Below are 26,348 nucleotides of genomic sequence, written 5' to 3'. Positions count from 1 at the left end.
TGTGATTCCTAAGCCGTCAACCGAGTGCTCTGGCCGGACCCGGAGGTCGCGTCGCGATACCAGTACTCGAGGGTCAGTACGTGCCACAGATGCTTGGAGAAGTCCTGCTGCCCGGAGGCGTCCTCGGCGACCATGCGCGTCAGCGCGTCGCGGCGCAGGAACCCGGAGCGCACGAGCTCGCCGTCGTGGACGACCTCGCGCACCAGCGGTGCCAGATCCCGGCTCATCCAGGCGCGCAGCGGGGCGCTGAACAGGCCCTTGGGCCGGTACACGATCTCCCGGGGCAGGACCGAGGCGGCCGCCTCCTTGAGGACGGCCTTGCCCTGCCGTCCGACGATCTTGCGGTCACCGGGCACGGCGAACGCCGCCTTGACCACGTCGACGTCCACGTACGGCACCCGCACCTCGGTCGACGCGGCCATGCTGGAGCGGTCCGTGTAGGCGAGGTTCAGGCCCGGCAGGAACATCCGGGCGTCCGTCAGGCACATGCGGTTCACGAAGTCGTCGAGGTCGTTGTCCTCGTAGACGTCCGCATGTTCGGTCAGCACGTCCTCGACCGTCCCGGCCAGGTCCGGATCGAGCAGGGCGAGCAGCTCGCCCCGGTCGTACATGGTGTAGCTGCGCCGGAACGCGGTCTCCTCCGGCAGATCGGCGAAGGAGAGGAACCGCTTCGCGAAGCGCACCGACCGGTACCCCCGGCGGGACGTGGCGACCGGCAGCCGGTCCACGGCCCCGGACACCCCTCGCCGCAGGGGCCGCGGGACGCGCTGGTAGCGCAGCGCGAGCAGGTTGGCCAGGTGCTTGCGGTACCCGGCGAACAGCTCGTCGGCGCCCATCCCCGAGAGCATCACCTTGACCCCGGCCTCCCGGGCGGCCGAGCAGATCAGGAACGTGTTGATCGCGGCGGGGTCGCCGATCGGCTCGTCCAGGTGGTACGTCATCCGCGGCAGCAGGTCGAGCACGTTCGGGGCGATCTCGATCTCGTGCAGGTCGACGCCGAACCGCTCGGCCACCTGCCGGGCGTAACGCAGGTCGTCCGGCATCGCCTCGAACCTGGCGTCCTCCGCGCGGAAGCCGATGGTGTACGCGGAGATCCCGGGCCGCTCGCGGGCCGCCAGCGCGGTCAGGTAGCTGGAGTCGAGGCCGCCGGAGAGGAAGGTCGCCACGGGGACGTCGGAGAGCAGGTGACGCCGGGTCGACTCCTCGACGACCGCGGCCAGGTCCGGCCGCTCGCCGGCCCGGGCCCGCTCCCGGCCCTCGGCGGCGACGTCCTTCAGGTTCCAGTACCGGCCGCGCTCCACCCGGCCGTCGGGCCGGCACCGCAGCCAGCTCCCCGGCGGCAGCTTCTCCACCTCGCGGAACGCGCAACGCGAGTCCGGCACCCAGTAGTACAGCAGCGAGGCCACCAGCGCCGCGTGGTCCACCTCCAGCGACCCGCCGGTCGCCGCGGCGAGCGCCTTGAGTTCGGAGGCGAACACCAGACCCTCGCCGCGCCGGCGCAGGAACAGCGGCTTGATGCCCAACTGGTCCCGGGCGAGCACCAGTTCACCGGTCCGCTCGTCGAAGACGCCGAACGCGAACATGCCGCGCAGCCGGGGCAGGCAGTCCGTGCCCCAGCGCCGCCAGGCCTCCAGCAGCACCTCGGTGTCGGAGGTACCGCGGAATCGCACACCGGCGGCCATCAACTCGGTTCGCAGCTCGGGCGCGTTGTACAGCTCGCCGTTGTACGTCAGCACGAGGCCGTCCGAGGCCATCGGCTGGGCGCCGGTCCCGGACAGGTCGATGATGGCCAGCCGGCGGTGCCCGAGGTGCACTTCACCGTCACCGGCGGGGTGGCTGTACCGGCCCGCCCCGTCCGGGCCGCGGTGGGCGAGGGTGTCGGTGAGCCGGTCGGTCACGATCTTCCCGTCCGGCCATCGGTAAGTGCCTGCGATGCCACACATGTCCTACCGCGCCTCCTGGTTGCTGTCCGGGACCCGTGCCGCCCACATCGGCAGCCGCTCCGTCCCCCGCCGGCCGTCCCCCACTGCCTGAACGGCGTGGGAGGTACCGCCGCCGTTCTGCCTGGCCGGCCGCTCGCCGTGGCCCCGCAGCGCGATGTGCTGCCCGTCCCACAGCGTGCCGTCGGTCCGGTCACGCGGATCGGGGTCGATCAACACCACACCGATCACCTGAATGTGCTGGTCCGCCAGCTGCCGTGCCACGGTGTGCAGCCATGCGGCGCTGCCGTGCCCGGCACGCACGACGAGCACGGCCCGGGTGCCGAGGTACTCGAGGTCGGTCCATGCCGTGCCGGGCGCGACCGAGCCCACGCCGAGCCGGTGCCCCTGCCGCGGCACGTCCGCGGCAGGCGCGCCGCTGACCACGGTGGGGTCTCCCGGCTTCGGGCGGTGGCCCGCGAGCTGCGGGCCGGGCAGACCGTCGACGACGACCACCGGCCCCTCCGCCGCCAGTTCCCTGGCGACGTTCAGGGCGATCACGCTCGTGCTGCGCGCACAGCCCAGTTCCAGCAGCGACACCGGTTCCGCGGAATCGCGCACGGTGCGGGCCAGGGACGCGGTGAGCCGCTCGCGTGCCGCCCGGGTCCTCCGGCGCTGCCACAGCCCGGCCGGCCGGCGGGGCGCGCGCGGCAGCTCCGCGATGACCGAGGCGCCGAGATTCGCCGCGATGTCCCGGCGCAGCACGGGGCGGTCCGCCACCACCGCGCCGACCGCGGCCACCGACAGCCCGAGGACCAGCCCGAGGACGAGCCCGATCACCGCGTTGGTGGCCGCGGCCCTGGGCAGGGAGTGCCGCACCGCGCGCGGTGCGTCCACGATCTGGGTGCCGGCGACGAGCTGAGGCGCCCCCATCCGCGCCTCCTCGGCGCGCTGGTCGAAGTCGCCGATCCGCGAGGTGAGTTCGGCCCGGCGGGCGAAGAGAGACTCCGTGCTCGCCGACCCCTTCGGGCCGCTCTGCGTCGGTCCGGCTCCGATCGCCTCGTTGACGTCGGCGAGTTCCTTCCGCATACGGTCACGCTGCTCCAGCAGGGCCTCGGCCTCGGCCTTCGCGGTCTCCCGCATCCGTCTCACATGGTCCGCGACGAACGCGTCGGCCAGCGCCTCGGCCCGGGCCACCGCTTCCGCGTCGCTGGCACCCGTCACATCGATCTGCAACAGGTTGTTGGTCAAGCCTGTGCCCCGGTAGTCCCGCATGAAGTCCGCCGGGCTCTGAGGGGACTTGAGCAACCGCAGGGCCTGGCCGGCGATCCGCGTGGTCTGCAACAGCGCGACGTCGGTGCGGATCAGCGTTCCGGTGTCGTTCGGCTGGTCCTCCTTGTGCGCGACCAGCACCTTGGTCACCGCGGTCGGCGGCGGTGGCAGCAGGACCGCCACCGCCGCGCCGATCAGCAGCCCCAGCAGCGCCAGGGAGCACCAGAGCCGGCGGCGCCTGCGCACCGCCACCACCAGCGCCTGCAGATCCAGCAGCGGAGCGGCGGCCGACGACTGAGAGGTCTTGCCCGTCGTCACACCGGACCTCCCGTCGCGTGACCGCGCACCGCGAGCGCCGGGGCGGCCTCGTCCGGGGACGGGCCGGCAGAACGCGGCGGCCGTGCCCGGACCGTGCCGGCCACGACGATGCCGACGACCTCGTGCCCCGCGTCCGCACACGCCTCGGCGAGGCCGGCGAGTTCCGCCGCGGTCCAGCTGCCCGCGCTGAGCACCACCAGGGCACCGGCCTCGGTGTCGCGGTCCGGCACCAGCGGCCGGGACACCGGCACCGCCACCATCCGCAGCACGGGATACTCCCCGCTCGAAGAGCTTGGAGAAGAATCGCTCTCGGCCTCGGTGACGAGCCGCCCGGCGGCCCGGAGGGCGATCTCGTCGCCGTCCGGGACGACGACCAGCAGCCGCCGGGGGGCCGGAACCTGCTCCCGGAGGCGGGCGCACACCCGCCGGTAGCGGATCCGCCTGTCGGCCTCGTCGCCGGACGTCCGCGGCGTCGGTACGTCCCACCGGACGTCGACGCCCAGCAGCCGGCGGATCCGGTCCCGCGTGCCACGTCCCTCCGCCCGCCGCACGGGCCGTTCACCGGGTACGTCGACGGTACCCAGCAGCGCCGAGCCGAGCGCCGCGGTGATCTCCGGTTCGGTGCGCAGCCGGCGACTCATCCGCGCGGCGGTGAGATGACCGACGACCGCGAGCAGGAAGAACACCAGCGCCCCGGCGACGATGAACTGCGTCCTCGTCGGCGGTGCCTCACCCTCCGGCCGGGCCGCCGGCCCCATGACGACCATGTCGGCCTTGACGGCGGCCGGGTCGGCCTGGTCCAGCTTGTTGACGGCCTCCTGCAGCGTGGTGCGCAGCTTGGCGAGCTCGGTGCGGGTCTGCACGCTCTCCACGCTGCTCCCCGGGTCGGCCGCGTCGGCCAACTCGGTGATGCGGCGGCTGGTCCGCACCACCAACTGCCGCAGTTCCTCGGGCCGCGCCGCCGCTTCGGGGTCGGTGCTGTCACCGGCGATCCGCGCCGCGAACGCCACGAACTGCTGGGCCACCTGGTCGGAGAGCTGCTGGGCGCGCTCCGGGGTGTCGGCCGTGCCCGAGATCTTGATGATGTTCCCGTCGGCGGCCTTGGCGCTCACCCGGCCCCGCAACTCGCCGCCCCCGCTCCAGCCGAGCGTGGCGGCCGCGCGGTCGATCACCACCGAACTGGTCGCGATCTGTGTCTGCGTCAGCAGCTCGCGCTCCTCCCACGCCCCCGGCAGCAGGACCGCTGCCGAGGTCGTGTAGCGCGGCGGAAACAGCAAGGACGTGCCGTAGCCGACGAGCGCGCCCAGCACGGCGAGGATGATGAGAACCCGTCGGCGCCGACGGATCATCCGCCCGATCGTGACCAGGCGTATCGTGTCATCGCTCAACGACGCGGCCTCTTCCCTTCCCGGTTCTGGTCGCCCGCCGACACCGGAGCGTGGTCGCGGCAGGCCGCGGCGTAGGCGGCGAGCAGTGACGCCTGCGAGTTCCGCCAGGAGAGCGGCCCGCTGATCCGCTCCTGGCCGATCTTGCCCATCCGGGCCCGCTGCTCCGGATCGTCCAGGAGCAGCGCGATGAGCCCCGCGAACTCGGCCTCGTCGTCGGCGGGCGCGTAGACGGCGGCGTCACCGGCGGAGACGCGCGCCTCCTTGAGGTCGAACGAGACGATCGGCCGGCCCATCGCCATGTACTCCAGGACCTTGTTCATGGTCGACACGTCGTTGAGCGGGTTGCGCGGGTCGGGGGAGAGGCACACGTCCGCGGTGGACAGGTAGCGCACCAGGTCGGCGTCCGGTATGCGCCCGGTGAACTGCACCTGCTCCGAGAGCCCGAGCCGCCGGGACAGCTCCACCATCGCGTCGAAGGCGTCGCCGGCGCCGACGAACACCGCGTGCCAGTCGGTCCGCCCGAGCTCGTCGCGCAGCTTCGCCAGCGCCCGCAAGGCGTAGTCGACGCCGTCCTGCGGGCCCATCACGCCCAGGTAGCACAGCAGATGGGGCTTGCCGCGCTTCAACCCCGGTTCCGCCGGCACCGGCTGGAACCGGTCGATCGCGGGCGCGCTGCGCACCACGAACACGTCCTCCGGCCGCCGGCCGCCACGGCGTACCGCCACGTCCCGGTAGCTCTCGTTCGTGGCGAGCACGATGTCAGCGGCCCGGTAGGTCCGCCGTTCCAGCGCGCACACGGCGCGGTAGAGCAGGTCCTGGCCGCGGTCGAACCGGGAGAGATACAGCTCGGGTACCAGGTCGTGCTGGTCGAAGACGAACCGCGCGCCGCGCCGCTTCAGCCACAGGGCGGGAAGGAACAGCAGGTCGGGCGGGTTGCAGGCGTGCACCACGTCCACGGGTCCGACCTTGCGGGCCAGCCGGACCGTGTGCCACAACGCCGATCCGTACTCCCGCAGGTAGCCGGCCGGCCCTCCGGTGGCCGCGCGCAACGGGTAGCGGTGGATCCGCACCCCGTCGATCACGGCCTCCGGCTCCCTGTCCCGCTTCTCTCCCCGGGGGCAGATGACGTGCACCTCCCAGCCCGCGTCGCGCAGCGTCGTGCACTCCTGCCACACACGCCGGTCGAACGGCACCGAGAGGTTCTCCACCAGGATCAGCGCGCGCCGGCCCCGCCCGTCGCCGCCGGCTGCGTTACCAAGCAAGGCCCATGTACCCCGGTTCGGTCCGGCGCGCCTCGGCGTCGGGAAGGCGGACGAGGTCGACGATCACCGGGGCGTCCCCGTGGGGCAGCGCCGACAGCACGGCCGGGTCCCTGGTCCCGACCAGGCACACCTCGGCGTGGTCGAGCACCTCGTCGACGGAGTCCGCGAGCAGTTGCGCGAGATGCGGCAGCCGGCTCTCGATGTACTCGCGGTTCGCGCCGAGCAGCCGGGAGAGGCTCACGTTGGCGTCGTAGATCTTGAGGTCGTACCCCTTGCCGAAGAGCCGCTCCGCCAGTTCCACGAGCGGGCTCTCGCGGAGGTCGTCGGTGCCGGGTTTGAAGGACAGCCCGAACAGGCCGACCCGGCGCTTGCCGGCGCGCTCGACCAGGTCCACCGCGCGCTGGAGATGGTCGGAGTTGGAGGCCAGCACGTGGGCGAGGATGGGCACCGAGACGTCGGCCCGCTGCGCCGCGTGGACCAGGCTGCGCAGGTCCTTGGGCAGGCAGGAGCCACCGAAGGCGAAGCCGGGCCGCAGATAGGCGGGGCTGATGTTCAGCTTGCGGTCGGCCAGGAACACGTCCATCACCTGGTGCGAGTCGACCCCGAGCGCCTGGCACACCGCGCCCAGCTCGTTCGCGAAGCCGATCTTGAGGCCGTGGAACGCGTTGTCCGCGTACTTGATCGCCTCGGCCGTCGGCACCGGCACCCGGAACACCTCGCCGGGCAAGCCTTCGTACAGTGCCGTCACCACATCGCCGCTCGCCCGGTCGAGCTCCCCGATGACGGTCTTGGGCGGGTCGAAGAAGTCCCGCACGCTCGTGCCCTCGCGCAGGAACTCCGGGTTGACCGCGACCCCGACGTCCACCCCGGCCGTGCCGCCGACGTACTTCTCCAGGATCGGCACCAGCAGGTTCAGGCAGGTGCCCGGGAGCATGGTGCTGCGGAACACGACGGTGTGCCGGCCCCCCTGCTCGGCTCCCTCGGCCAGCGCGGCGCCGATCTCCTCGGTGACCCGCTCCAAGTACGTGGTGCACAGGCTGCCGTTGGGCTCCGACGGGGTGCCCACGCAGACCAGCGACACCTCGCTGCCCATGATCGCCTCGCGGACGTCGCCGGTGGCGCGTAACGCTCCGGTCCGCACGACGTCGGCGACGAGCTCGCCGATCCGCTCCTCGACCACCGGGGCCTTGCCGTCGTTGACCAGGTCGACCTTCACCTGGTTCACGTCCACCCCGATGACCTCGTGCCCCATGCCGGCCAGGCACGCGGCTGACACGCAGCCCACGTAGCCGAGCCCGAAAACGCTGACTCTCATGACCCGTTCCTCCCCCCGGGCAGGCCCTCTCGGCCTGCGGTTCGCGCGCCGGCCGGACGGCCGCCCCCGCGCATCAGTAGGCCCCCTGGCCATGGAGCACCGCACGCAGCGTCTTCCACAAGATCACTGTGTCCAGGGCGAGCGACCAGTCCTCCACGTACCGCAGATCCAGCCGGACCGCCTCCTCCCACGACAGGTCGCTGCGTCCGCTGATCTGCCACAGGCCGGTGAGGCCGGGCTTGACCAGCAGCCGCCGCCGGATGTCCGGGCCGTACGCGGCGGACTCCTCCGGCAGCGGCGGCCGCGGACCGACGAGCGACATCGATCCGGTGAGCACGTTGAAGAGCTGCGGGAGCTCGTCGATCGAGTACCGGCGCAGCACCGCTCCCACCCGGGTCACCCGTGGATCCCGGCGGAGCTTGAACAGCAGGCCCGCGCCCTCGTTGCGGTCGGCCAGCTCTCCACGTGCCTCGTGGGCCCCGGTGACCATGGTGCGGAACTTGAGAATGGTGAACTCGCGGCCGTCCTTGCCGACCCTGCGCTGGCGGTAGAACACCCCGCCCCGGCTGTCCATCAGCACGAGCAGCCCGACGAGCACCATCAACGGTGCGAACAGCACCAGCAGAAACGTTGCGCCTATTCGATCGACGCCCCCTTTGACCGCCCGGCGCCCCCCGGTGAAGGCCGGCAGGCTGACCCGCAGCAGCGGGATCCCGAGCACCGCGTCGACGTGCAGCCGGGGGCCGGCCACCTCCATCAGCACGGGGGCCACGACCATCTCGGCATCACTGCCTTCGAGGTTCCAGGCCAGCCGCTGAAGCCGGTTCGGTGACCAGTGCGGGTCCGGGGTGACCGCGACGACGCGGTAGCCGTCGTGGTGGACGTGCTTGGCGACGTCCGCCAGCCGGCCGATGACCGGCACCCCGTCCACTTGGTCACCGTCGAGCCCGCGACCGTCCGTCGTGCACACGGCCTCCACCCGCCAGCCGAGGTGCGGGAACTTCCGGGTCCGGGTGATCAGGTCGCGCACGGTGGCCGGGCTCCCGGCGGCGAGCACCGGCCTCAGGCACCGCCCTTCCTTGCGCTGTTTGTGCAGCCAGAGACGCAGCAGATACCGCGCGGGAATGGTGACCAGGGCGATCGCGGGAATCGCGACGAAGATCCAGAGCTTGATGTTGCGCGAGGTGAGCGCGATCCCGCCGAGCGCCAGCACGACGGTCGCCGCGAACAGCGAGCGTCCGAGTCTTCGGAATTCCTCGGCGCCCTGGCCGAGCACGGCCGGAGCCCACGCCCGCCCCACCGCGAGCGCCCCCAGCACCAGCAACTCGGTGCCGAAGGCGAGAACAGCCCACTTCTCATGCCAGTTGGCCGCGTCCCGGGCCCCGAAGAAGTTGCCGATCGCCGCCACCACGATGGCGGTGGCCACGGTATCGCTGGTGATCACGGTACGGCGGTACCGCTGCTCCCAGTCCATCGCGGGCCGGCTGATCGCCCCGTTCGTCAGACGCCCGCGTGCTGACGGTAACGGGCTGACTAATCCCCCTTGCCGCACAGAACCCCCCAGGTTCCCAGTGATTCGACGTGTTCGCCCAACACTGTTCCTCCCCCACGGGAAGCCCCCGCCCCCCGCAGTGTTCCTCCCCTCGGGAGGCCCCCGCCCCCCGCGCCGCGCTGTTCCTCCCCGCAGGAGGCCCCCGCCTCCCGCGCATGCCGTCCCGGCTGTGCCGGGACTACCTGAACAACTCACCCTGGGCGTAGCGGACCGCGTGTGCTGCCGGTCTTTCGAAGTGCGCGGAAATCCGCCGAAGCCTGGGGGACGTGCTGGCTTGCCGTGGCGCTGAACCCGTAGATCATCAAGGGTCGCTTCGTGCTCGATCAGCTGAAGCACGGTCAATCTAGACCATGGAGGCCAGTATGAAGAGAGGGATGTGTGTAATTTGTGCTCAAGATTTGATGGTTGATTCACCGGTGGCTGAACGCCTACGGATGCCTTCACGCCACCACTGCTTTCCGCGCAGGTCGGGCGGCAAGAGGCCATGGTGCTCCGGGCCTTCGCCCGAGCGCGCGCCGCACCGGTCCGAGGGGGCTCGGTGAACGCTTTGGGGTAGATCGGCTTGAACGCGTCCCCTGGCGCGTCACGGTCCTTCACCTGTCGCGCTGAGCCCGTCGATCCCATGCCGGAGGAAGCCGGCCGCCGTGGCGCCGTCGACCTCGAAGCCGCCGTGGTTGTTCAGGGTGAAGGTGCCGCCGGCGAGGCGCTCGGAGGGCGCAGCAGTCCTGAAGGACATCTGGAGCGAGGTGCAGGGTGTGGCCGTGGACCCGGACGACGACTTCTTCGAGCTCGGCGGCGATTCCCTGTCCGCCGTCCGCATCGGAGCCGCCCTGGGCGCCCGCGGTCTGCCGTCCCCGCGCCGCCGCGAGCTGTACTAGAACCCGGCCGTCCGGGCAACGGCGGCGAGTCTCGTTCCACCGTCGAGGAGCAGCGGACCGGTGTGAGCGTCGGTTCTCGGGCGCGAGCGTCGGCCGCACGGCTCAGTCGAGTCGCGAGGTCCGTGGCCCCGGCCTACATTGCGAATGCGGCGGATCGCTACGCGGAGCGCCGGCGCGCCACCATGCGCCGAGGGCAGTGCGTCCGTTCTCCGCCGCGGCAGCGGACCGCAACGAGGGGAACCTCCATGTCCGAATCCGTCGACGGGCGCGTCCCCATCGGCGCGGCCGTGTCCGGCCGCCGTACGACCGGACCACATCCCGACACGCCCTTCCCGGAGTTCTCGGAGCACCCAGGAGCGTCGGGGTTTCCGCAGTTTTCGGGGCCTCCGGAGACGGCACAGCTCCCGAGTGAAGGGCCGCCGACCCCAGCCCCGGACACGGCACTGGCCGAGCCGGAGGTCGGCAGCCCGTTCCCGTCCGCATACGGGCTCGGTGACGAGATGGTCGACCCGGCGGGCGACGAGTTCCGCGCCCTGCTCGGCGAGCTGTACGACGAGGAGCTCGACGCGACCCTGTGGGCACTCGTCGACGAGGCGGACGCCCAGGTGCGAAGGCTGTTCCCTGCGAGCGCAGAGGGACCCGGCACCGATCTCGTCCGTGCCGAGCGCCTGCTGAGGACGTGGTCCGAACCACTGCACGAGTCGCTGGACGACCTGTTGGAACGAATGGCGGCGGCACTTGCAGCCGAGGATCCGGGCGGCCTGGACGAGCGCCGGATCGCGGAAGTCCTCGAGGCCGTCGAACCCGGAGGGGAACAGCTTCCCCCCGTCTTCGAGGACTTCCTCAAGTCCATCCGCGACAAGGCGGCGAAGCTGGCGAACAAGGCGGCACGCCTGGCCCGGAAGGGTGTCGCCGCCGCCGGGCGGCTGGTCCCGGTGGCCGCCCTGCTGCGCAAGATCGCGCCACTGGTACGTCCACTGCTGCAGCGCGTCCTGCGGTACGCCCTCGACCGGCTGCCGCCGGCACTGCGCCCGTACGCGACCAGGTTGGCGCAGCGCTATCTGAAGACGGCGGGCGAGGTGACGGACGATACGGAAGCTCCGGTTGCCGTCCCCGACGTCACGGCGCTCCAGCTCAGGTTCGACGCCACCTTGGCGGAATTGCTCTTCGCCGCCGACGAGTACGAGCAGGAGACACTGCTCGCCGCTGAGGCCGTGGCCGCCGACAGCGAGCAGGACGACACGCTCGCGTTGCTCGATACGGCACGTCAGAGGTTCGTCCAGGGGCTCGAGCACCTCGAGGAGGGGCAGGACCCGACCCGGCTGGTCGAGGAGTTCCTGCCGGTGGCCGCTCTGCGCCTCGGCATCCGGCTGGCCGGCAGACGACGCGTCGTGCGGTTCCTCTCCGACTACCTCGGCCGGCTCATCGCACCGTACGTCGGCCCCCGGATCACTCCGGCGCTCTCCAGGGCCATCGTCGATGCCGGGCTGCGGATGGCGACCCTCGAAGCCCCGGAGCCGGAGGCCGAACAGCGGTGGTCGGAGCGGGAGCCGGGGCCGGTCCGGGAGAGCGACGCACACGCGCCCGGACTCGCGGCCGAAGCGCTCGCCACCCTGGTGGAGGACACCGCGGTACGGGTGGCCGGACTCGACGAGGAGTTGTTCGAGGACCCGCTGCTGCTGGAGTCCGCCGTCGTGGACGCCGTCCGGGAGGCCGCGGCGGCGAGCTTCCCGCACCAGGTGCTCCGGGCGGACGCTCTCGCCCCGCAGGCCGCGCTGCCCGCCGTGCCCTGGGTGGGGATGCCCCGGGGTGCGCCCCGCCGCTACCGCAAGTGCCTGCGCGTCTTCGACGTCACCATCACACCCCAGGCGGCCCGGGCCATCGGCATCCACGGCGGGCGTACGCTCGACGCGCATCTGCGGGAGCGGTGCCGGACCGGGGGTCCGGTGCGGGCCCGTATCCACCTCTACCAGGCCGTGCCGGGAACCCGGCTGGGCAGGATCGCGAGCTCGGAGGCCGAGGCGCTGGGCGGCAACGCCGCGGCCGGGCCCTCGTGGGAGTGGCTGCATCCGCTGACCCCGGCGGCGGCAGGACTGCTGCTCGGCGACCCGTCACTCAGCCACGGGGAGGACGGCCACCCCGACGCGTCCTTCGGCCGCCTCTCCGGGCCCGGGCCGCTCGCGGTGCCACCTGGTCCGCCTCGGGTCGGTCAGCGCTTCTACGCCGTCCAGCTTCCCGGTGCCCCGGCGCCGCTGCTGGAGCAGAGGAGCCGGCGGCCGGGCCCGGCGGCCGGGCCTCCCGTGACCGCGGTGGTCGACGGCCGCAGGCGGGAGATCCGCGTGGCCGTTCACGTGCCCGAGGCATGGGCGCAGACGATGGCCGCGGCGCTGCGTCGGGGCGACAGTCCGGTCGTAGCGCTGGCCGAGCTGCGGCGCACCGTGGGTACGGCCCTGCGTCGGGCGCTGTCCGGCCACGGGCATGCCTGGTTGCGTGTGGAGCAGGGGGCGGCGGCCGCTGAGCACCTGCCGGGCGGGCTCCGAGGGGAGGTCGCCGGGCCGGGGCGGGCCGATGCCGCCGTCCTCGCCCGCAGGCTGGCCACCTGGGTAGGCGTCGGGCTGTCCCGGACCCTCGCCCGCGAACGGGGCGCGCTCGTCGGCGCGACGACGGCGGAGGCCGACGGCATCACGCTGCTCGTTCACCTCGTGCGGCCGCCCGGATTCGATCTGATCCACCGTACGGTGGCGCGGCCCGACGCGACCGCCCGGGTGGGAGGCGACGAACTCGCAGCCGAGCTGACCGGGGCGCCGCACGAGATCCGGGTGGAGATCATCCCTGGGTACCGCCGTGCTTGACGACACCGCCGCGCTCCGGCTCCAGCTCGCCCGTCAGGTCGCGCACTGGCGCGGCGCCGTCACCACCCTCTCCGACCCGGAGAACTTCGCCGCGGCGAGTGCCTGGCAGGCGCTGGAGCACGAACTCGGCGTGGCGATCCGGCGCCACCTCGGGGAAGCGGTCGAGGCGCTGCGCCGTGAGGCCGACGTGCTCACCGCGGAACTCCGCGCCGCCCGCGCCGGTCCCGACCTGGAGCGGCTGCGGCGGCGCATCGCCAAGTTCCGTCAAAACTACGCCCGTTCGGAGACGGCGATCGACTTCTTCGGCGACGCCGTGAACACGAGGACCTCGGGCAAGCTGGGCGCGCTGCTGCGGGCCTGCGATGTGCTCGCGGTCCGCAGTATGGCCGTGGTGCTGCGGCCGCTCGGCCGGCCCGTCCCTCGCGTCCTCACCTATGTCGACAAAGGGATGGGTGCGTCCATTCTCCGCAGCGGCCTGCGTTTCTGGGACGTGGGTGGCCCGACCGTCGCCGCCGCAATCAAGATCACCCGGCACAACCTGCACCGGCCCACCGCCCTGTTGCACGAGGCCGGGCATCAAGTCGCCTACAGCCTGGACTGGAACGACGAGCTGGCGGCAGCCCTGCGGGAGGACCTCGCGGCCGACTTCGAGGTCGGCGAGTCCTGGGCGAGCTGGGCGTCGGAAACCGCTGCGGACACCTTCGCTTTCGCCCACGCCGGCTATGCGGCCGTGGCGGCGCTCCACGACGTCCTGGCAGGGGAGCGAAGCAGACTCTTCGTCACCCGGCCCGGCGATCCCCACCCCGTGGGCTATTTGAGGGTGTTGCTCAACTGCGCCATGGCGCGGCGTTGTTACGGGGCCGGTCCTTGGGACGATCTGGCCCGCGCCTGGACGTCGGCGAACCCGCTCGACGCCGCGCCGCCGGGCGAGCGCGAGCTGCTGGAGCGCTCGGTGCCGTGGCTTGCGCGCATTGCCGAGGTGTGTCTGTTCCGGCCCATGCGGGCGTTCGGCGGACGGCCCCTGACGGCGCTGGTCGACCCGGCGCGCGTGCGCCCGGACGCGTTGCGCCAGCTGGCTCGGGAAGCCGGGCCGGCGCTCCGCAGCTCAGAGCACTGGCTGGACACGGAGGCGTTGCGCCTGCTGGCCCTCTCCGGCTGGCGGGCCGCCACCGAGCCTGGGCACGCTGCACAGGTGGCGGCGGAGTTCGAGGACTGGATGACGCGGCTCGGACGGGGTGTCCGGGCCGCCGCTTGAGACGAAGGAGGACAGGGTGAGCACACCGACTCCGGCTGGACCGGTCGCCCCGGGAACACCGGTGACACTGACCCAAGAGGAAATCGACCTGAAAGGAATCATTGAGGATTCCGAGGTTCTCACAAACCGTCTTTGTGGGCCGAAGCCCCCCGAGAGGACGCCTACGCCCTTCTGGAAATAGGAAAACTGTGACCACCCGCGCCCTCCGTAAGAACTCCGGGAGCACATCATGTTCCGTCAAATCGCGGCCCATATCAGCCCTCCCAATCCGGGGCCCCCGGGCTTGCCGACACCCATCGACAGACAGCTGGACTTCCTCTTCCAGCAGCACCCGGCTGACCTCGTGTCAGTGCTGGAGGCCGGCTGGCGAAACAGCTTCAGATCACCGAAGGTCCGCAACAGAGGGCCGCTCCGAGGAATCGTCGACACGCCTAACCCGCCACCACAGACCGCCTGGCCGACAACGCTCAACGGGCAGCTTGCGGTCGCTCTGACCACCATGAGCAGGCGGCCGTTCGTCCACGACCACATCATCTACGCGTATCTCATCGAGAACACAAGGGTGTTCGAGATTTTCCGAAAGGTGCTCAGCCTGTTTCTGCACGGCGAACAGCTGGGCATCCCGCAGCGCTCGGAGACCTTCGAATGGCTCCGCACGACGGAGGAGCTGTTCTTCCGGAGCGGAACGCCGCTCACCGTCCTCTCGATCGACAGTCAGCTTCGTCCGGACCTGCGCGCCACCAGGAGAAACGCTTATCAGCGCCTGCTGGGCATGGACCTCAACCATGGCACGGATGACGGCTCGGTCTACCCGTACGAGAAGGCAGTGGCTGCCAACCGTGAACTGGTCGCGGTCCTGGAGGAGTTGCTGAGGCAGGTCTGGGTCGGTGTCGCCTACACCAATGTGGGTGTACCTGTAAACGGTCCGCTGCCCATCGACACGGCGGCGATTGCCAACCTCGCCCTGCGGTTGCAGAACATGCTCAACGAGCGGCGGGGAAGCGCGCCCACACTGCCCAACCTGGCCCGGGAGGAGTTCGTCGCCGTAGCGGCGATGTCCTGGTTCCATATGACGTTGCTCTACAACAGCCCCGTGGTGCTCGACCTACAGGCCACGGCCGCCAGTCCCGAGGACCGGCTCAGCCGGATCGGAGAGCGCGTGGGAATGCCGCCGCACAGCCGATCGCACAGCTACTTCGTTCTCGCGCCGCTGCTCAGCCAGCTGCTCATCGAGATCGAGGCCGGTCTGTACTCCAGCCAGGTGGGAGCGCGGGCGCTCTTCGCGCCCCTGACGCCGGCGGGCGCCGGCAATCCGATCCGGTCGCGGCTGCAGGACATCATCCACCACTGGTCGCTGGCCACCGGCCGTGACCTGAAGTCCGTGGCGGTCACTACGACCCGGGGTTTCGCACCACCGGCACCCGCCCCGACGGCCGGAGCGCCGGCCATCGCGCCGACGACGAGCAACTCGGCGGCCCTCGCACCTGCCTCCGTTGACGCCTCGCGCACCCTGAGCCTGCAGACGCTCCGCGTCTGACACAAGGAGCCACCCGATGAACCACGCCTCCTGGGAATCGGTCCCACTGTCGGACCGGCCCGGCAGCGGGCCGGCGGCAGCCGCTCTCGACGAGCCGGCCACCGAGATCGGGCACTGGTCGTACCCCGTCGTGGGCCCTCTGCGCGCACCGCACGAGATCCTCGCGCTGGCGGAGTCGCCCGGCGCGGGGCCAGTCGACCTCCGCACGGGGGAGACCTGGACCGGGACGCCGCCGCAGGAGGACTTCCTCCGACGGGTGCTCGCCGCTCACATGGCCCGCAGCCGGTCACGGAAGGGCCGGCCGGGACGAGACCTCGAGCCGGGCGAACGCGCAGTGATCCCCGGCACGAACATCGACATGAGGGCCGACGCGGCTGCCGCGGCCGGCCGCCTGCTCGCCGCCGCCAATCAGGCGCTCGCCGCCGCCCGCGGCCGCGGCGACGAGGACGCCGGGAGAACCCGGCGTATCACCGTGGCCAGTGGCTACCGCGGCAGCGACCACCAGGAGCGGCTGTGGCGTACGTACTTCGGGCGCTACTACGACGAGACGGCCGCTGCCCGCAGCGGGCTGCCCGGCGGCCCACACGGGGAGGCGGCCGTACGGCACATGATCGAGGTCTTCCGGATCCCCTCCCGGATCGCCGCGCCCGGTTACAGCAACCACCAGAACGGCATCGCGATCGATCTCCTCCAGGAACGCGACCCGGCGCACCCGATCCGGAACAGCACCCGGCCCGAAGCCGTACAGCGATGGCGGCGCACCTGGTTCTTCCAGTGGTTGCAGGCCAACGCCGGCTCCTACGGGTTCGCCCCGTACGAGCGTGAGCCCTGGCACTGGGAGTACCGGCCCGGCGGCGCGCCCCGCCGAGAAGCCGAGGCGGTGGAGTACGACCGCTGGACCTTCGCCGGCCCGACTGGATGGGAGGAATCCACCGAGCCGTCAGAGGCCGCTGAGCCGGAGGAGTACGAGGAGTACGAGGAGTACGAGGAGTACGAGGAGTACGGGTACGGGGGGTACGGGGAGGGCGCAGGCGAGGATCTCGACGCGCGCTGGGGGCCCGAAGGCACCCCGGAGGCGGCGGAACCGGAGGAGGGACAGGAACCGACGGAATGGCAGGAGGAAGTGGAGGGTGAGGAGGACCAGTGGGCTGCCGAAGCCGCTCCGGGTGAGGATCCGTACCTCGAGTGGGAGCAGACCGTGTGGGGACAACCCGAATCGGTGCGGACGGAGGACCCGCAGTGGCACCTCACCACTGAGCAGACCGACACCAACCTCCCCACCGGACCGTTCGGGTCGCTCGTGGCCGACCTGCCGGGCGGGCGGCGTTTCTCGTACACCTTCACCCGCGACGACGTGTTCTGGGCTGCCAAGCTGGTGTCACTGGAGGCCGGTGGCACCGATGACGCCGAGAACGCCGCCGTGATGTGGGCCATGCTGAACCGCTACGCGCTCTTCGCGCACAAACACCGGGAATACCCGACGTTCACCTCTTTCGTCCGCGCGTACTCCACCACGCTCCAGCCCGTGCTCCGGAACCCGAAGTCGGCCGAGGCCCATATGCACGACCGTGATTTCGTGCCCACGGGCGGCCACTACAAGGGGACGACCGTCCCACGCGGACAACTCGGCCGGCATCTCAAGACGCAGGCGGTGCCCTGGAGCGGCATCAAGCCCGAGTCGGCCAAGCGACTGGCACTGCGCGCGCTGACCGGAGGCCTGCCCAACCCCGGCATCGGCAACGCCACGGAGTTCGCCTCGACCCGCATCTTCTGGCAGCGCAGGAACCATACGAAGGCGGAGCCGACCCGAGACCAGTGGCTGGACTACACGAAGGCCTTCGCACGCCACCGCGAGCTCCGCTGGATCGGTGACAGACCGGGCCTTGACCAGCGCGCGAACGCGTTCTTCGTCCACCGGGCCGCGGAAAAGCTCCCCCCGGACACGGTGCGTGTGATCGCCCCCTGATCCGCTCCCGCGGCGTCCCGGCCGGCCGTTTCCCCACTCGCCGGTGGGGGAACGGCTCACGCGGACGGGTGCGTCACAGCGCGGCGGCGGCGCCGTGCAGGTTCTTGGCGGCCAGGCGAGGCCTTCGGTGTGGGAACAGGCGGCGTCCTACGGTCGGGTGATCGTGGAGACGGTCGGGGCGGGGTGGTGGCGATCAGCCGGGGAGGGGAGCGCCGTCGGTTCGTCCCTCCAGGGCTCGCAGCACGGCCGTCATGTCCTCGGCGCCGTGGCCCCGATCGACGGTTTCGCCGTACAGGGCCTGACACAGGTCGAGGAGCGGGGAGGCGACCCCGGCCTTGCGCGCCGCCTCGGCGATCAGCCGGTTGTTCTTCAGCACGTCCGCAGCGGCCGCCTGGACGGTGAAGTCCTGGGCCAGCAGTTTCGATGCCTTGACGCGGGAGACATCGCTGGCCATCGGGCCCGCGTCCAGGACGCCCCGGAGCAGGCTCCGGTCGAGTCCCTGCCGGTCAGCGAAGTGGAAGGCCTCGGTCAGGCCGGTGACCATCGTGATCAGGAAGAGGTTCACCGAGAACTTCATCAGAAGGGCGCCCGGGACGGCGCCGCAGTCGAACACCTCGTGGCACATGGGGGCGAGCAGCGGGCGCACGGCGGCCGCCGCCTCGCTGTCACCCGCCAGCATGCCCACGAGTTCGCCGCGCTCGGCGGGTACGCGGGAGCCGGAGACCGGGGCCTCGACGTAGCCGCCGCCCGCGGCCCGGATGTCGTCCTGCAGACCGGCGGAGTATTCGGCCGAGGTCGTGCCCATGTGGACGACGGTGTGTCCGGCGACTCGCGCGGCGAAGTCCGCTGTGCCGCGCCCCAGCACAGCGTCCATGGCGGCCTCGTCGGCGAGCATGAGGATCACCGTGCCGGCCCGGTCGAAGACCTCGGCCGGGCTCGCGGCGACCTCGGCACCGGCGGCACGCAGAGGTTCGCACCGGCCGGGGGTGCGGTTCCACACGACGAGAGGCGTCCCGGTCCGTGCGAGGTTGAGAGCCATGGGCTGTCCCATGACCCCGAGGCCGACGAAACCGACGTCCATGCTCCACTGCCTTCCCCGGCTCGCGCCGACATGGTTATGACAGCGGTCATAGTAGCTGCCGCTATGACGGCGGTCATAGGGTGTGGCCCGAGTGTTCGCGGTCGTGGAGGTCGAAAATGAAGGCGACAGGGGCAGCGGCCGAACGGGGGCCGCGCGAGCGGATGGTCTTCAGCGCGGCCCAGCTCATCCGGCGTGACGGGGTCGCCGCCACCGGCATGCGTGAGGTCGCCGCGCACGCGGGGGCGCCGCGGGGCTCCCTTCAGCACTACTTCCCCGGGGGCAAGGAGCAACTGGTCAACGAGGCGGTGGGTTGGGCCGGCCGGTATGCGGCAGGCCGTGTCGCTCGTTTCCTCGCCGCGCTGGCCGAGCCGACGCCCAGCGGGCTGTTCGCCGAGATGGTGCGCCAGTGGACCGACGAGTACCGGACGACCGGGTTCGCGGGTGGCTGCCCGGTGGCGGCGGCCACGGTGGACTGCGCGGAGTCCACCCCGGCCACACGCGAGGCGGCGGCCGCCGCGTTCGCCGCCTGGACGCAACCGGTGGGCCGGGCCCTGACGGAGATGGGGGTGCCCGAGGAGCGGTCCGGCGCGCTCGCCACCCTCATGATCAGTTCCCTGGAAGGCGCCATCCTCATCACCCGTGCCGAGCGGGACGTCCGCGCCCTGACGGCCGTGGCCCGCGAGCTCGGGCCCCTCCTTGACGCCGCGGTGCGCAACGAAGCGTGACTATTTCCTTCAAGTCCTCGTCCTGACTTGCCTGGTGGGCGCGGCGCGGCCCCACCTCGGCCACACCAAGGTGCCCGCCGTACTGCCGGCCGTCGAGCAGGCCCAGGAGGTCGTCTTCGCGGTCGTCGGCTTCGTCATGCGCCTCGCTCCGCTCGCCGTCTTCGGCGTCACCGCGCACCTGGCCGGTGAGCAGGAACCGCGTGGCCGCAGTCGTCGTCGCCCGCTGGGAAGGAGCCCTGGACACCCAGCAGGCGCGGAAGACATCCCTCGTCACTCCCGCGCTGAAGGCCAAAGCGGCCCGGGCGGACTGAGGGCCACCCGAGCCCCGGTGGCGCACGCCTCTAGACATCCGATCTCTTCTGCCGCGACGATGTTCGCGCCCTCGGCACGCGTCGAGTTGGCTGTCACTCCCTCTGTGAAAGAGCCGATGAATGGGGCGGGAGATCTCACGGTGATCAATGAATCCCAACCGCGGCGACGAGGCGTTCTCAAGTTCGGCGGCGGCCTCGCCTTCGCACCTCTGATCACTCAGCCGGCCGGCGGAACTCCCGCGGCACGGGCCGCCGCCGCGGGGACCGCCGCCCCGGCGGGCTTCCACTGGCCGACCCTGTCACGCGAGGCGCTGACCTACTCCCTGCCCGCCGAGGACTGGCAGTCGCAGGCCCTGCCGATCGGCAACGGCCGACTCGGCGCCATGCTCTTCGCCGACCCCTACGAGGAGCGCGTCCAGTTCAACGAACAGAGTCTGTGGGGCGGTGTCAACAACTATGACAACGCCCTCGCGGGCAAGCCGGACAGCGATTTCGACACCGGCATGACCGGCTTCGGCTCGTACCGGAACTTCGGTGACCTCGTCGTCACCTTCGCTCCCCGCGCGAGGCCGAAGGTCACGGCTCCGGGCGGACCGTACAGCAGTTCCTCGTCGGAAGGGGTCGACAAGACGTACGACGGCGACTCGAGCACCAAGTGGTGCATCGAGCGGCCCGGCGCCAAAGTGCGGTGGCAGGTTGAGCTCCCGGAGCCCGTCGCGGTGGCGTCCTATCGTCTGACGAGCGCCAACGACGTGCCGCAGCGCGATCCGCAGGAGTGGACCCTCTCCGGGTCCGCCGACGGCGCCACCTGGACCACGCTGGACAGCCGCACTCTGGAAGCGCCCTTCGAGAACCGCTTCCAGACGAAGGAGTTCACCTGCGCCGACACCGCGGCCCACCGCTTCTACCGGTTCGACTTCGTCCCCAAGGCGGGCGTCAGCCACTTCCAGGTCAGCGAGATCGGTCTGTCCGGCGTCGACCTCGGCGCGGGAGGCGCGATGTACCTGTCGTCGCCGAGCGGCCATGCCAAGGGGGCGGGTGCCGGCACCGGGCGCCGGGCCACGGACATCTCGTCTTCGGCCGACGGCGATCCGGCGACGGTCTGGCGGGTCGACGCGGCCGCACCGGCGGTCGTCTGGCAGGCGGAGCTGCCCCGCCCGGTGGCCGTCACGTCGTACGCGCTGACGGCGGCCCCGGACCGTCCGCAGGACGATCCCCGGCGATGGCGGCTCGAGGGGTCGCAGGACGGGCTGACCTGGACGACCCTCGACACGCGGAAACCCGAAGCACCCTTCGCCGATCGCGGCGAAAGGCGGGCCTTCCGGATCGGCGACAGCACGGCCTACCGCGCCTACCGGCTGACACTGACCCCCGGCGCCTCCTCAACAGGCCTCCAGATCGCGGAGATCGCGCTGGAAGGCAAGGGCTTCGACTCGCGCACGCAGCGCACGGTCGTCGACTACCGCCGCTCCCTCGACTTCGTGAACGGCGTGCACGTCACCCGTTTCGGCGCACCGGGACGGCGCGTCCTGCGCGAGGCCTTCGCCGGCCGGTCCGCGGACGTCATGGTCTTCCGGTACACGTCGGAGCGTGCCAGGGGACTCTCCGGAGCGGTATCGCTCGCGTCCGCACAGGACAAGGCCCCGACGACCGTCGACGCCGACGTCGGACGGATCTCCTTCAGCGGTGTCATGGGCAACGGCCTCAGACACGCGTGCACCGTCCAGGCCGTGCACACCGACGGCGACCTCCGCGCCGACGGTTCGGTGCTCCGCTTCAGCGGCTGCACGACCCTGACCCTGTTCCTCGACGCGCGCACCGACTACGAACTCGACGCCGCCGCCGGATGGCGCGGAGCCGATCCGGGACCGACGGTCGCCAGGACGCTCCGCAAGGCGGCCGCCCGGCCCTACGGCCGACTGCGCGACGAGCACACCGCCGAGACGCGCGCCCTGATGAACCGTGTCTCGGTCTCCTGGGGCACCTCCGACGACGCGGTCGTCGCGACGCCCACCGACGCCCGGCTGGCGCGCTACGCGGCCGGCGGTCAGGACCCGACGCTCGAACAGACGATGTTCGACTACGGCCGGTACCTGCTGATCAGTTCCTCGCGCCCCAGCGGCCTGCCCGCCAACCTCCAGGGCCTCTGGAACGACAGCAACCAGCCGCCGTGGGCCTCCGACTACCACACCAACATCAATGTCCAGATGAACTACTGGGGCGCCGAGACGACGAACCTGCCGGAGTGCCACGAGGCGCTCGTCCGGTTCATCGAGCAGGTGGCGGTGCCCAGCCGCGTGGCGACCCGCAACGCCTTCGGCAAGGACACGCGCGGCTGGACCGCCCGCACCAGCCAGAGCGTCTTCGGCGGCAACGCGTGGGAGTGGAACACCGTCGCGAGCGCCTGGTACGCACAACACCTCTACGAACACTGGGCGTTCACTCAGGATCTGGACTACCTCCGGGCCGTCGCGTATCCGATGATCAAGGAGATCTGCGAGTTCTGGGAAGACCATCTCAAGGAGCGCGAGGACGGACTCCTCGTCGCGCCGAACGGCTGGTCCCCCGAGCACGGGCCGCGCGAGGACGGCGTCATGTACGACCAGCAGATCATCTGGGACCTCTTCCAGAACTACCTCGACTGCGAGTCGGAGCTCAAGGCCGACCCCGCCTACCGTGCCAAGGTCGCGGACATGCAGGCACGCCTCGCACCGAACAAGGTAGGCAAGTGGGGCCAGTTGCAGGAGTGGCAGGAAGACATCGACAGTCCCACCGACATCCACCGCCACACCTCGCACCTCTTCGCGGTCTACCCGGGCCGTCAGATCACCCCGGCAACCCCCGAGTTCACGGCCGCCGCCCTCGTCTCGCTCAAGGCCCGGTGCGGGGAGAAGGAGGGCGTTCCCTTCACGGCGGCGACGGTGTCGGGCGACAGCCGCCGCTCCTGGACCTGGCCCTGGCGCGCGGCCCTCTTCGCCCGCCTCGGAGACGGGCACCGCGCCCAGATCATGCTGCGCGGACTGCTGACCTACAACACACTGCCCAACCTGTTCTGCAACCACCCGCCCTTCCAGATGGACGGCAACTTCGGCATCTCGGGTGCCGTCGCGGAGATGCTCCTGCAGAGTCACGACGGCGTCATCCAGCTGCTGCCAGCGCTGCCGGACGATTGGAAGGCCACGGGCTCCTTCACCGGACTGCGTGCCCGCGGCGGTTACGAGGTCAGCTGCACGTGGCGGGACGGCAAGGTCACCTCGTACAGAGTCGTCGCCGACCGGGCGCGGAACCGGAGGAAGGTCACCGTGCGGGTGAACGGCGTCGACAAGAAGGTGAAGCCGGCGAGGCCCTGACGGCAGCCACACCGCGGGCTCTGTTTGACCTTGACACGGTGACAAGGCCTTCACTGCTCGCCGAGGAGGTGGTCTCGATGACGACCACGAGGCAGGGAACGGATGCGGCACGAGCGCTCCAGGGGTTGGAGGACGAGAGGTCGTCGGTGCGGCTGCGGGCCGCTCTGACGGTCGGGACGACGCCGGATCCGCGGTTCGTCGGCAAGCTCGTCGAGCGGTGCGCGATCGAGCCCGAGTTCTTCGTCCGCGACATGCTGACCTGGGCGCTCACCCGCCACCCGGTGTCCCTGACACTCCCGGCGCTGCTCCGCGAAGTCGGCTCGGACAACGCGCGGGCACGGAGCCAGGCGCTGCACACGCTGTCGAAGATCGGGGACCGCCGGGCCTGGCCGGTGATCACACGCGCGCTGCTGTCCGACGCCGACGACCACGTGGCGCGGACCGCGTGGCGGACCGCGGTCGTGCTCGTGCCGGACGGTGAGGAATCCGCTCTGGTGGACGTGCTGGTGACGCAGCTCGGTCGCGGTGGGCGGGAGACGCAGCTGAGTCTCAGCCGGGCGCTGGTCGAGCTGGGGGAGGTGATCGTGCCGGCTCTGCTTGCCGCGACGAAGGTCTCCGACCCGTCCGTGCGTGCGCACGCGCTCGCCACGCAACGGCTGCTGCGCGACCCGGACACCGGGTTCGAGTTCGCGATCGAGGAGGCGAAACGCGTCGTGGCCCTGGGCGGGTCGGGCCAGGAGGGATGATGGGGCGTGTTGATCGGTGAGGTGGCGCGACGGTCCGGGGTCAGTGCCCGCATGCTCCGGCATTACGAGTCGCTCGGGCTGGTGCGTCCTTCGGGGCGTACCGGCTCCGGCTACCGGGAGTACTCCATGGAGGACATCCAGCGGGTCTTCCATATCGAGAGCCTGCGGTCGCTGGGGTTGTCGCTGCGTGAGATCGGGCGTGCCCTGCACGAGCCCGGTTTCACGCCCTCGGCGCTCGTCGACGATCTCATCCGTCAGACGCGCGAACGCATCGCGGCGGAGACCGAGTTGCTCACGCGGCTGCGCCGGATCCATGCCGCGGAGCCCGCCGACTGGGAGAACGTCCTCAAGGTCGTCGCACTCCTCCAGGCCCTGGGTTCCAAGAGCGCCGACGCGCGCCAGCGCGCGGCGCTCTCGTCGGGCGAAGAGGTTCCGGTGCCGGTGGAGGCCCTGGTCGAGGCGGCACTGAGCGAGACGGACGCGAATGTCGCCGGGGCTCTTCGCTGGGCCTTGGCGCGTTCGGGCGAGGGCGGCCCGGCGCTCCTGGCGGAGGGCCTCGGCTCACCGGTGGCCGCCGTGCGCGAACGTGCCGTCCGGTCCCTCGTCGAGATGCCCGGCGCCGAGGCCACCGCGCGGCTGCGGGACGCCCTCGCGCACCCCGACGCCGTGGTTCGCGGGTACGCGGCTCTGGCGCTCGGGACACGTGGTGTGGCCGACGCCGTCCCGACGCTCCTGGACATGATCGTGCAGGGAAGGAACGACACCGACGCGGCGGACGCGTTGAGCGTGCTGTCGAGCGACGCCATGCTGGCTGACCGGATCGCGACCGGGCTCGTCGAACGCCTCGCCGGCGGCACCACCGAAGCGCCCGCACGCGGACGGCTGACCCAGGCGTTGGCGGGCATCCCTGGGCCCAAGGCGTCACATGCCCTCGTGGAGCTGTCGCATGACGAGGACCGCGCCGTCGCGCTGACCGCGGCGTACCTGCTTCGGCTGCGCGACGGGGTCCGCCGGGATTGACGGTCAGTGGTGGGCGTGAACCACCGCATGGCCCTTGCCGCGGCCGATCATCCACTTGTTGACCGGCGTGGTGATCACGAAAGCGACCGCGAAGCCGCCCAGCAGTGCGGACCAGAACAGCCCGTCGGACAACTGGGCGTCCATCGCGCCGGGCGTGAGGGCGACGATGCCGTTGTCGACGATCTCCATCACGGCGATGGAGACGCTGTCGGCGGCGAGCGCGACCTTGATCGCCGTCCTGAAGTCCAGGCCGGCACGGCGGACGGCGAACAGAGTGAAGGAGTAGCCGAAGAGGAACGCGAGTGCGATCGCAAGGATCATGGTGGGCACGTTGCCCCACCCCAGGGCCGTGCCGACGACCATGCCCAGGATCTCGCCGATGGCGCAGCCGATCAGGCAGTGCAGTGTCGCCTTGACCGCCGTCCCCCAGGTCGCTCCGGTGTGCCCGTCGTGGTCCGCGTGGTCGTGCATGGTGCCGGCGTGCCGCGCGCTCTGGTCCATGGCCCGTCCCCAATCCCGTCGAGTGAGACCCGTCGGTGAGCCTCACAGTCAAGGACTGTATACCCCCAGGGGGTACCGTGTCAGGGGTGGACGTCAGATGTCCTCATGGACGGCGAAGCGAACAGGTTCGGTGACGCCGGCCTGCTTCAGGTCCTCGACCGTGGTTTCCATCCGGTCGAGGCGCGACCGCAGTGCCTCGCCCTCGGCGTTACCCGGCTGGGCGCGCAGGGCGAGTCGCATCACGGGGTGATGGTGGTGCTCGCCCGTGGGGCCGCTCCACGGTGGGGCGAAGCTCCACGGCACCGGCCCTGTCAGCTCGTTGGCGGCCATCCAGTCGTCGATCCGGGCGTCCACCCAGCCGTGGAGCTTCCAGAAGATCGGGTTCACATGGGCGGAGTAGGTGTCGGCGAGCCAGTCGTAAGCGGAGTCGTCCCACCGGGGGTCGACGCTGAAATCGGCCCCGCCCTGCCGGTAGGAGGGCATTTCGGCCGCCCAGCGCAGATGCAGCTGGTTGTGGATGCCGAACTCGATGCGGGCGCCGAGGCGGCGGAGAGTCATCTGACGCAGTTCCGCCGGGTTCATGAACAGGGCCTCCCAGTCCCGGATCCGGTCGAACGCGGCCTGGGTCTTGGCGTTCCCGATGGCGTTGGTGGTCGCGGTGTCACCCGGGATGTCGAAGGGAGGTGGGACCGGGTGTTCGGTGTCCTGCGGAGACGGAACGGTCGGCCACCCCTCCACGCGAGGATGCCGCGGGTCGCCCAGATCGGCGAGCATCTCGTCGACCGTGCCGATCATCTCCCGGTGCATGAAGAGGAAGTCCTCGCCCGAGCCGTTGTCGAACTCGACGGAACGTCTGCCGGTCACAGGGTCCGGCGCCGACAGGGACTGGCGTGGCGGCTCCCAGCCGTGGTCGCGGAAGACCCCGCGCTCTCCCGGCGTCAGGACCGCCCACGAGTCACGTGCGGAGTGCCACAGCATGTGGTGCAGACGCACGGCCCGATCGGCCATGGCGTCTGTCACGGGCTTGGGAAAGGCGTTCATTTCGCCCCACCTCTTATGCGTCTCCTGGTTCCACTGTGACGCGGAACGTCGGCTGATGC

19 protein-coding genes and 1 pseudogene are annotated in these 26,348 nt (G+C 71.2%); 10 read left to right on the top strand and 10 right to left on the bottom strand.

Annotated features, from left to right (window positions below; genetic code table 11):
* Positions 1–8: 8 nt before the first annotated feature.
* From asnB to ABEA82_RS26380, 7 genes are all read right to left on the bottom strand, one after another.
* Complete coding sequence (asnB, locus tag ABEA82_RS26410; protein ID WP_345664157.1) at positions 9–1,943, bottom strand: asparagine synthase (glutamine-hydrolyzing); 1,935 nt, start codon at positions 1,941–1,943, stop codon at positions 9–11.
* Between the two features lie 3 nt (positions 1,944–1,946).
* Entirely contained in the window at positions 1,947–3,509 is a 1,563-nt protein-coding gene (locus tag ABEA82_RS26405) for a Wzz/FepE/Etk N-terminal domain-containing protein (RefSeq protein ID WP_345664156.1), read from the bottom strand.
* A complete protein-coding gene (locus tag ABEA82_RS26400; protein WP_345664155.1) occupies positions 3,506–4,897 on the bottom strand; it encodes a Wzz/FepE/Etk N-terminal domain-containing protein in 1,392 nt (463 codons plus the stop codon). Before ABEA82_RS26400 ends, ABEA82_RS26405 begins: the two co-directional genes overlap by 4 nt.
* Positions 4,894–6,159, bottom strand: coding sequence for a glycosyltransferase family 4 protein (locus tag ABEA82_RS26395; protein ID WP_345664154.1), 1,266 nt, complete (start codon positions 6,157–6,159; stop codon positions 4,894–4,896). Before ABEA82_RS26395 ends, ABEA82_RS26400 begins: the two co-directional genes overlap by 4 nt.
* Positions 6,149–7,474 carry a nucleotide sugar dehydrogenase gene (locus ABEA82_RS26390; protein ID WP_345664153.1) on the bottom strand — a complete coding sequence of 442 codons (1,326 nt, stop codon included), beginning with the start codon at positions 7,472–7,474 and terminating at the stop codon, positions 6,149–6,151. Before ABEA82_RS26390 ends, ABEA82_RS26395 begins: the two co-directional genes overlap by 11 nt.
* A 73-nt stretch (positions 7,475–7,547) precedes the next feature.
* Positions 7,548–9,026, bottom strand: a complete 1,479-nt coding sequence (locus ABEA82_RS26385) for a sugar transferase (RefSeq protein WP_345664152.1) — start codon at positions 9,024–9,026, stop codon at positions 7,548–7,550.
* A gap of 583 nt (positions 9,027–9,609) precedes the next feature.
* The gene (locus tag ABEA82_RS26380; RefSeq protein ID WP_345664151.1) at positions 9,610–9,762 is read right to left on the bottom strand and encodes a hypothetical protein; all 153 of its coding nucleotides are present in this window, start codon (positions 9,760–9,762) and stop codon (positions 9,610–9,612) included.
* 19 nt (positions 9,763–9,781) lie between these two features.
* Between ABEA82_RS26380 and ABEA82_RS26375 the strand changes: the two genes are divergently transcribed.
* The 5 genes from ABEA82_RS26375 to ABEA82_RS26355 all read left to right on the top strand — a co-directional run bounded on the left by ABEA82_RS26375 (position 9,782) and on the right by ABEA82_RS26355 (position 17,514).
* Entirely contained in the window at positions 9,782–9,904 is a 123-nt protein-coding gene (locus ABEA82_RS26375; protein ID WP_345664150.1) for a phosphopantetheine-binding protein, read from the top strand.
* A 245-nt stretch (positions 9,905–10,149) separates the two neighbouring features.
* Complete coding sequence (locus ABEA82_RS26370) at positions 10,150–12,756, top strand: hypothetical protein (protein WP_345664149.1); 2,607 nt, start codon at positions 10,150–10,152, stop codon at positions 12,754–12,756.
* Complete coding sequence (locus tag ABEA82_RS26365; RefSeq protein ID WP_345664148.1) at positions 12,749–14,011, top strand: hypothetical protein; 1,263 nt, start codon at positions 12,749–12,751, stop codon at positions 14,009–14,011. Before ABEA82_RS26370 ends, ABEA82_RS26365 begins: the two co-directional genes overlap by 8 nt.
* 229 nt (positions 14,012–14,240) lie before the next feature.
* Positions 14,241–15,548, top strand: a complete 1,308-nt coding sequence (locus ABEA82_RS26360; protein WP_345664147.1) for a hypothetical protein — start codon at positions 14,241–14,243, stop codon at positions 15,546–15,548.
* 16 nt (positions 15,549–15,564) lie between these two features.
* On the top strand, positions 15,565–17,514 hold the full coding sequence (locus ABEA82_RS26355; RefSeq protein ID WP_345664146.1) for a M15 family metallopeptidase: 1,950 nt from the start codon (positions 15,565–15,567) through the stop codon (positions 17,512–17,514).
* A gap of 193 nt (positions 17,515–17,707) precedes the next feature.
* Here ABEA82_RS26355 and ABEA82_RS26350 read toward each other — a convergent pair whose 3' ends face one another.
* On the bottom strand, positions 17,708–18,595 hold the full coding sequence (locus ABEA82_RS26350) for an NAD(P)-dependent oxidoreductase (protein WP_345664145.1): 888 nt from the start codon (positions 18,593–18,595) through the stop codon (positions 17,708–17,710).
* A 116-nt stretch (positions 18,596–18,711) separates the two neighbouring features.
* Here ABEA82_RS26350 and ABEA82_RS26345 point away from each other — a divergent pair, with 116 nt between their 5' ends.
* From ABEA82_RS26345 to ABEA82_RS26330, 5 genes and pseudogenes are all read left to right on the top strand, one after another.
* Positions 18,712–19,320: a TetR/AcrR family transcriptional regulator gene (locus tag ABEA82_RS26345; RefSeq protein ID WP_345664144.1), complete on the top strand. Its 609-nt coding sequence runs from the start codon at positions 18,712–18,714 to the stop codon at positions 19,318–19,320.
* Positions 19,292–19,504: pseudogene (locus ABEA82_RS38725) on the top strand (cation:dicarboxylate symporter family transporter); the annotation flags it as partial. The gene ABEA82_RS26345 and the pseudogene ABEA82_RS38725, both read left to right, overlap by 29 nt.
* Before the next feature lie 267 nt (positions 19,505–19,771).
* Positions 19,772–22,981 (top strand): glycosyl hydrolase family 95 catalytic domain-containing protein, encoded by a 3,210-nt coding sequence (locus ABEA82_RS26340; protein ID WP_345664143.1) that lies wholly within the window; start codon positions 19,772–19,774, stop codon positions 22,979–22,981.
* Between the two features lie 77 nt (positions 22,982–23,058).
* Positions 23,059–23,727: a HEAT repeat domain-containing protein gene (locus tag ABEA82_RS26335; RefSeq protein ID WP_345664142.1), complete on the top strand. Its 669-nt coding sequence runs from the start codon at positions 23,059–23,061 to the stop codon at positions 23,725–23,727.
* A gap of 6 nt (positions 23,728–23,733) precedes the next feature.
* Positions 23,734–24,747 carry a MerR family transcriptional regulator gene (locus tag ABEA82_RS26330; protein ID WP_345664141.1) on the top strand — a complete coding sequence of 338 codons (1,014 nt, stop codon included), beginning with the start codon at positions 23,734–23,736 and terminating at the stop codon, positions 24,745–24,747.
* A gap of 3 nt (positions 24,748–24,750) precedes the next feature.
* Here ABEA82_RS26330 and ABEA82_RS26325 read toward each other — a convergent pair whose 3' ends face one another.
* Both ABEA82_RS26325 and ABEA82_RS26320 read right to left on the bottom strand, forming a co-directional pair.
* On the bottom strand, positions 24,751–25,248 hold the full coding sequence (locus ABEA82_RS26325) for a DUF4396 domain-containing protein (protein WP_345664140.1): 498 nt from the start codon (positions 25,246–25,248) through the stop codon (positions 24,751–24,753).
* Positions 25,249–25,341: 93 nt separating this feature from the next.
* Positions 25,342–26,289, bottom strand: coding sequence for a hypothetical protein (locus tag ABEA82_RS26320; protein WP_345664139.1), 948 nt, complete (start codon positions 26,287–26,289; stop codon positions 25,342–25,344).
* Positions 26,290–26,348: the final 59 nt, after the last annotated feature.

The sequence above is a fragment of the Streptomyces venetus genome, assembly GCF_039540295.1.
Classification (GTDB): Bacteria; Actinomycetota; Actinomycetes; order Streptomycetales; family Streptomycetaceae; genus Streptomyces; species Streptomyces venetus.
The sequence above is the reverse complement of the archived record's forward strand: the minus strand, read 5'-3'. Positions and strand labels throughout refer to the sequence as shown.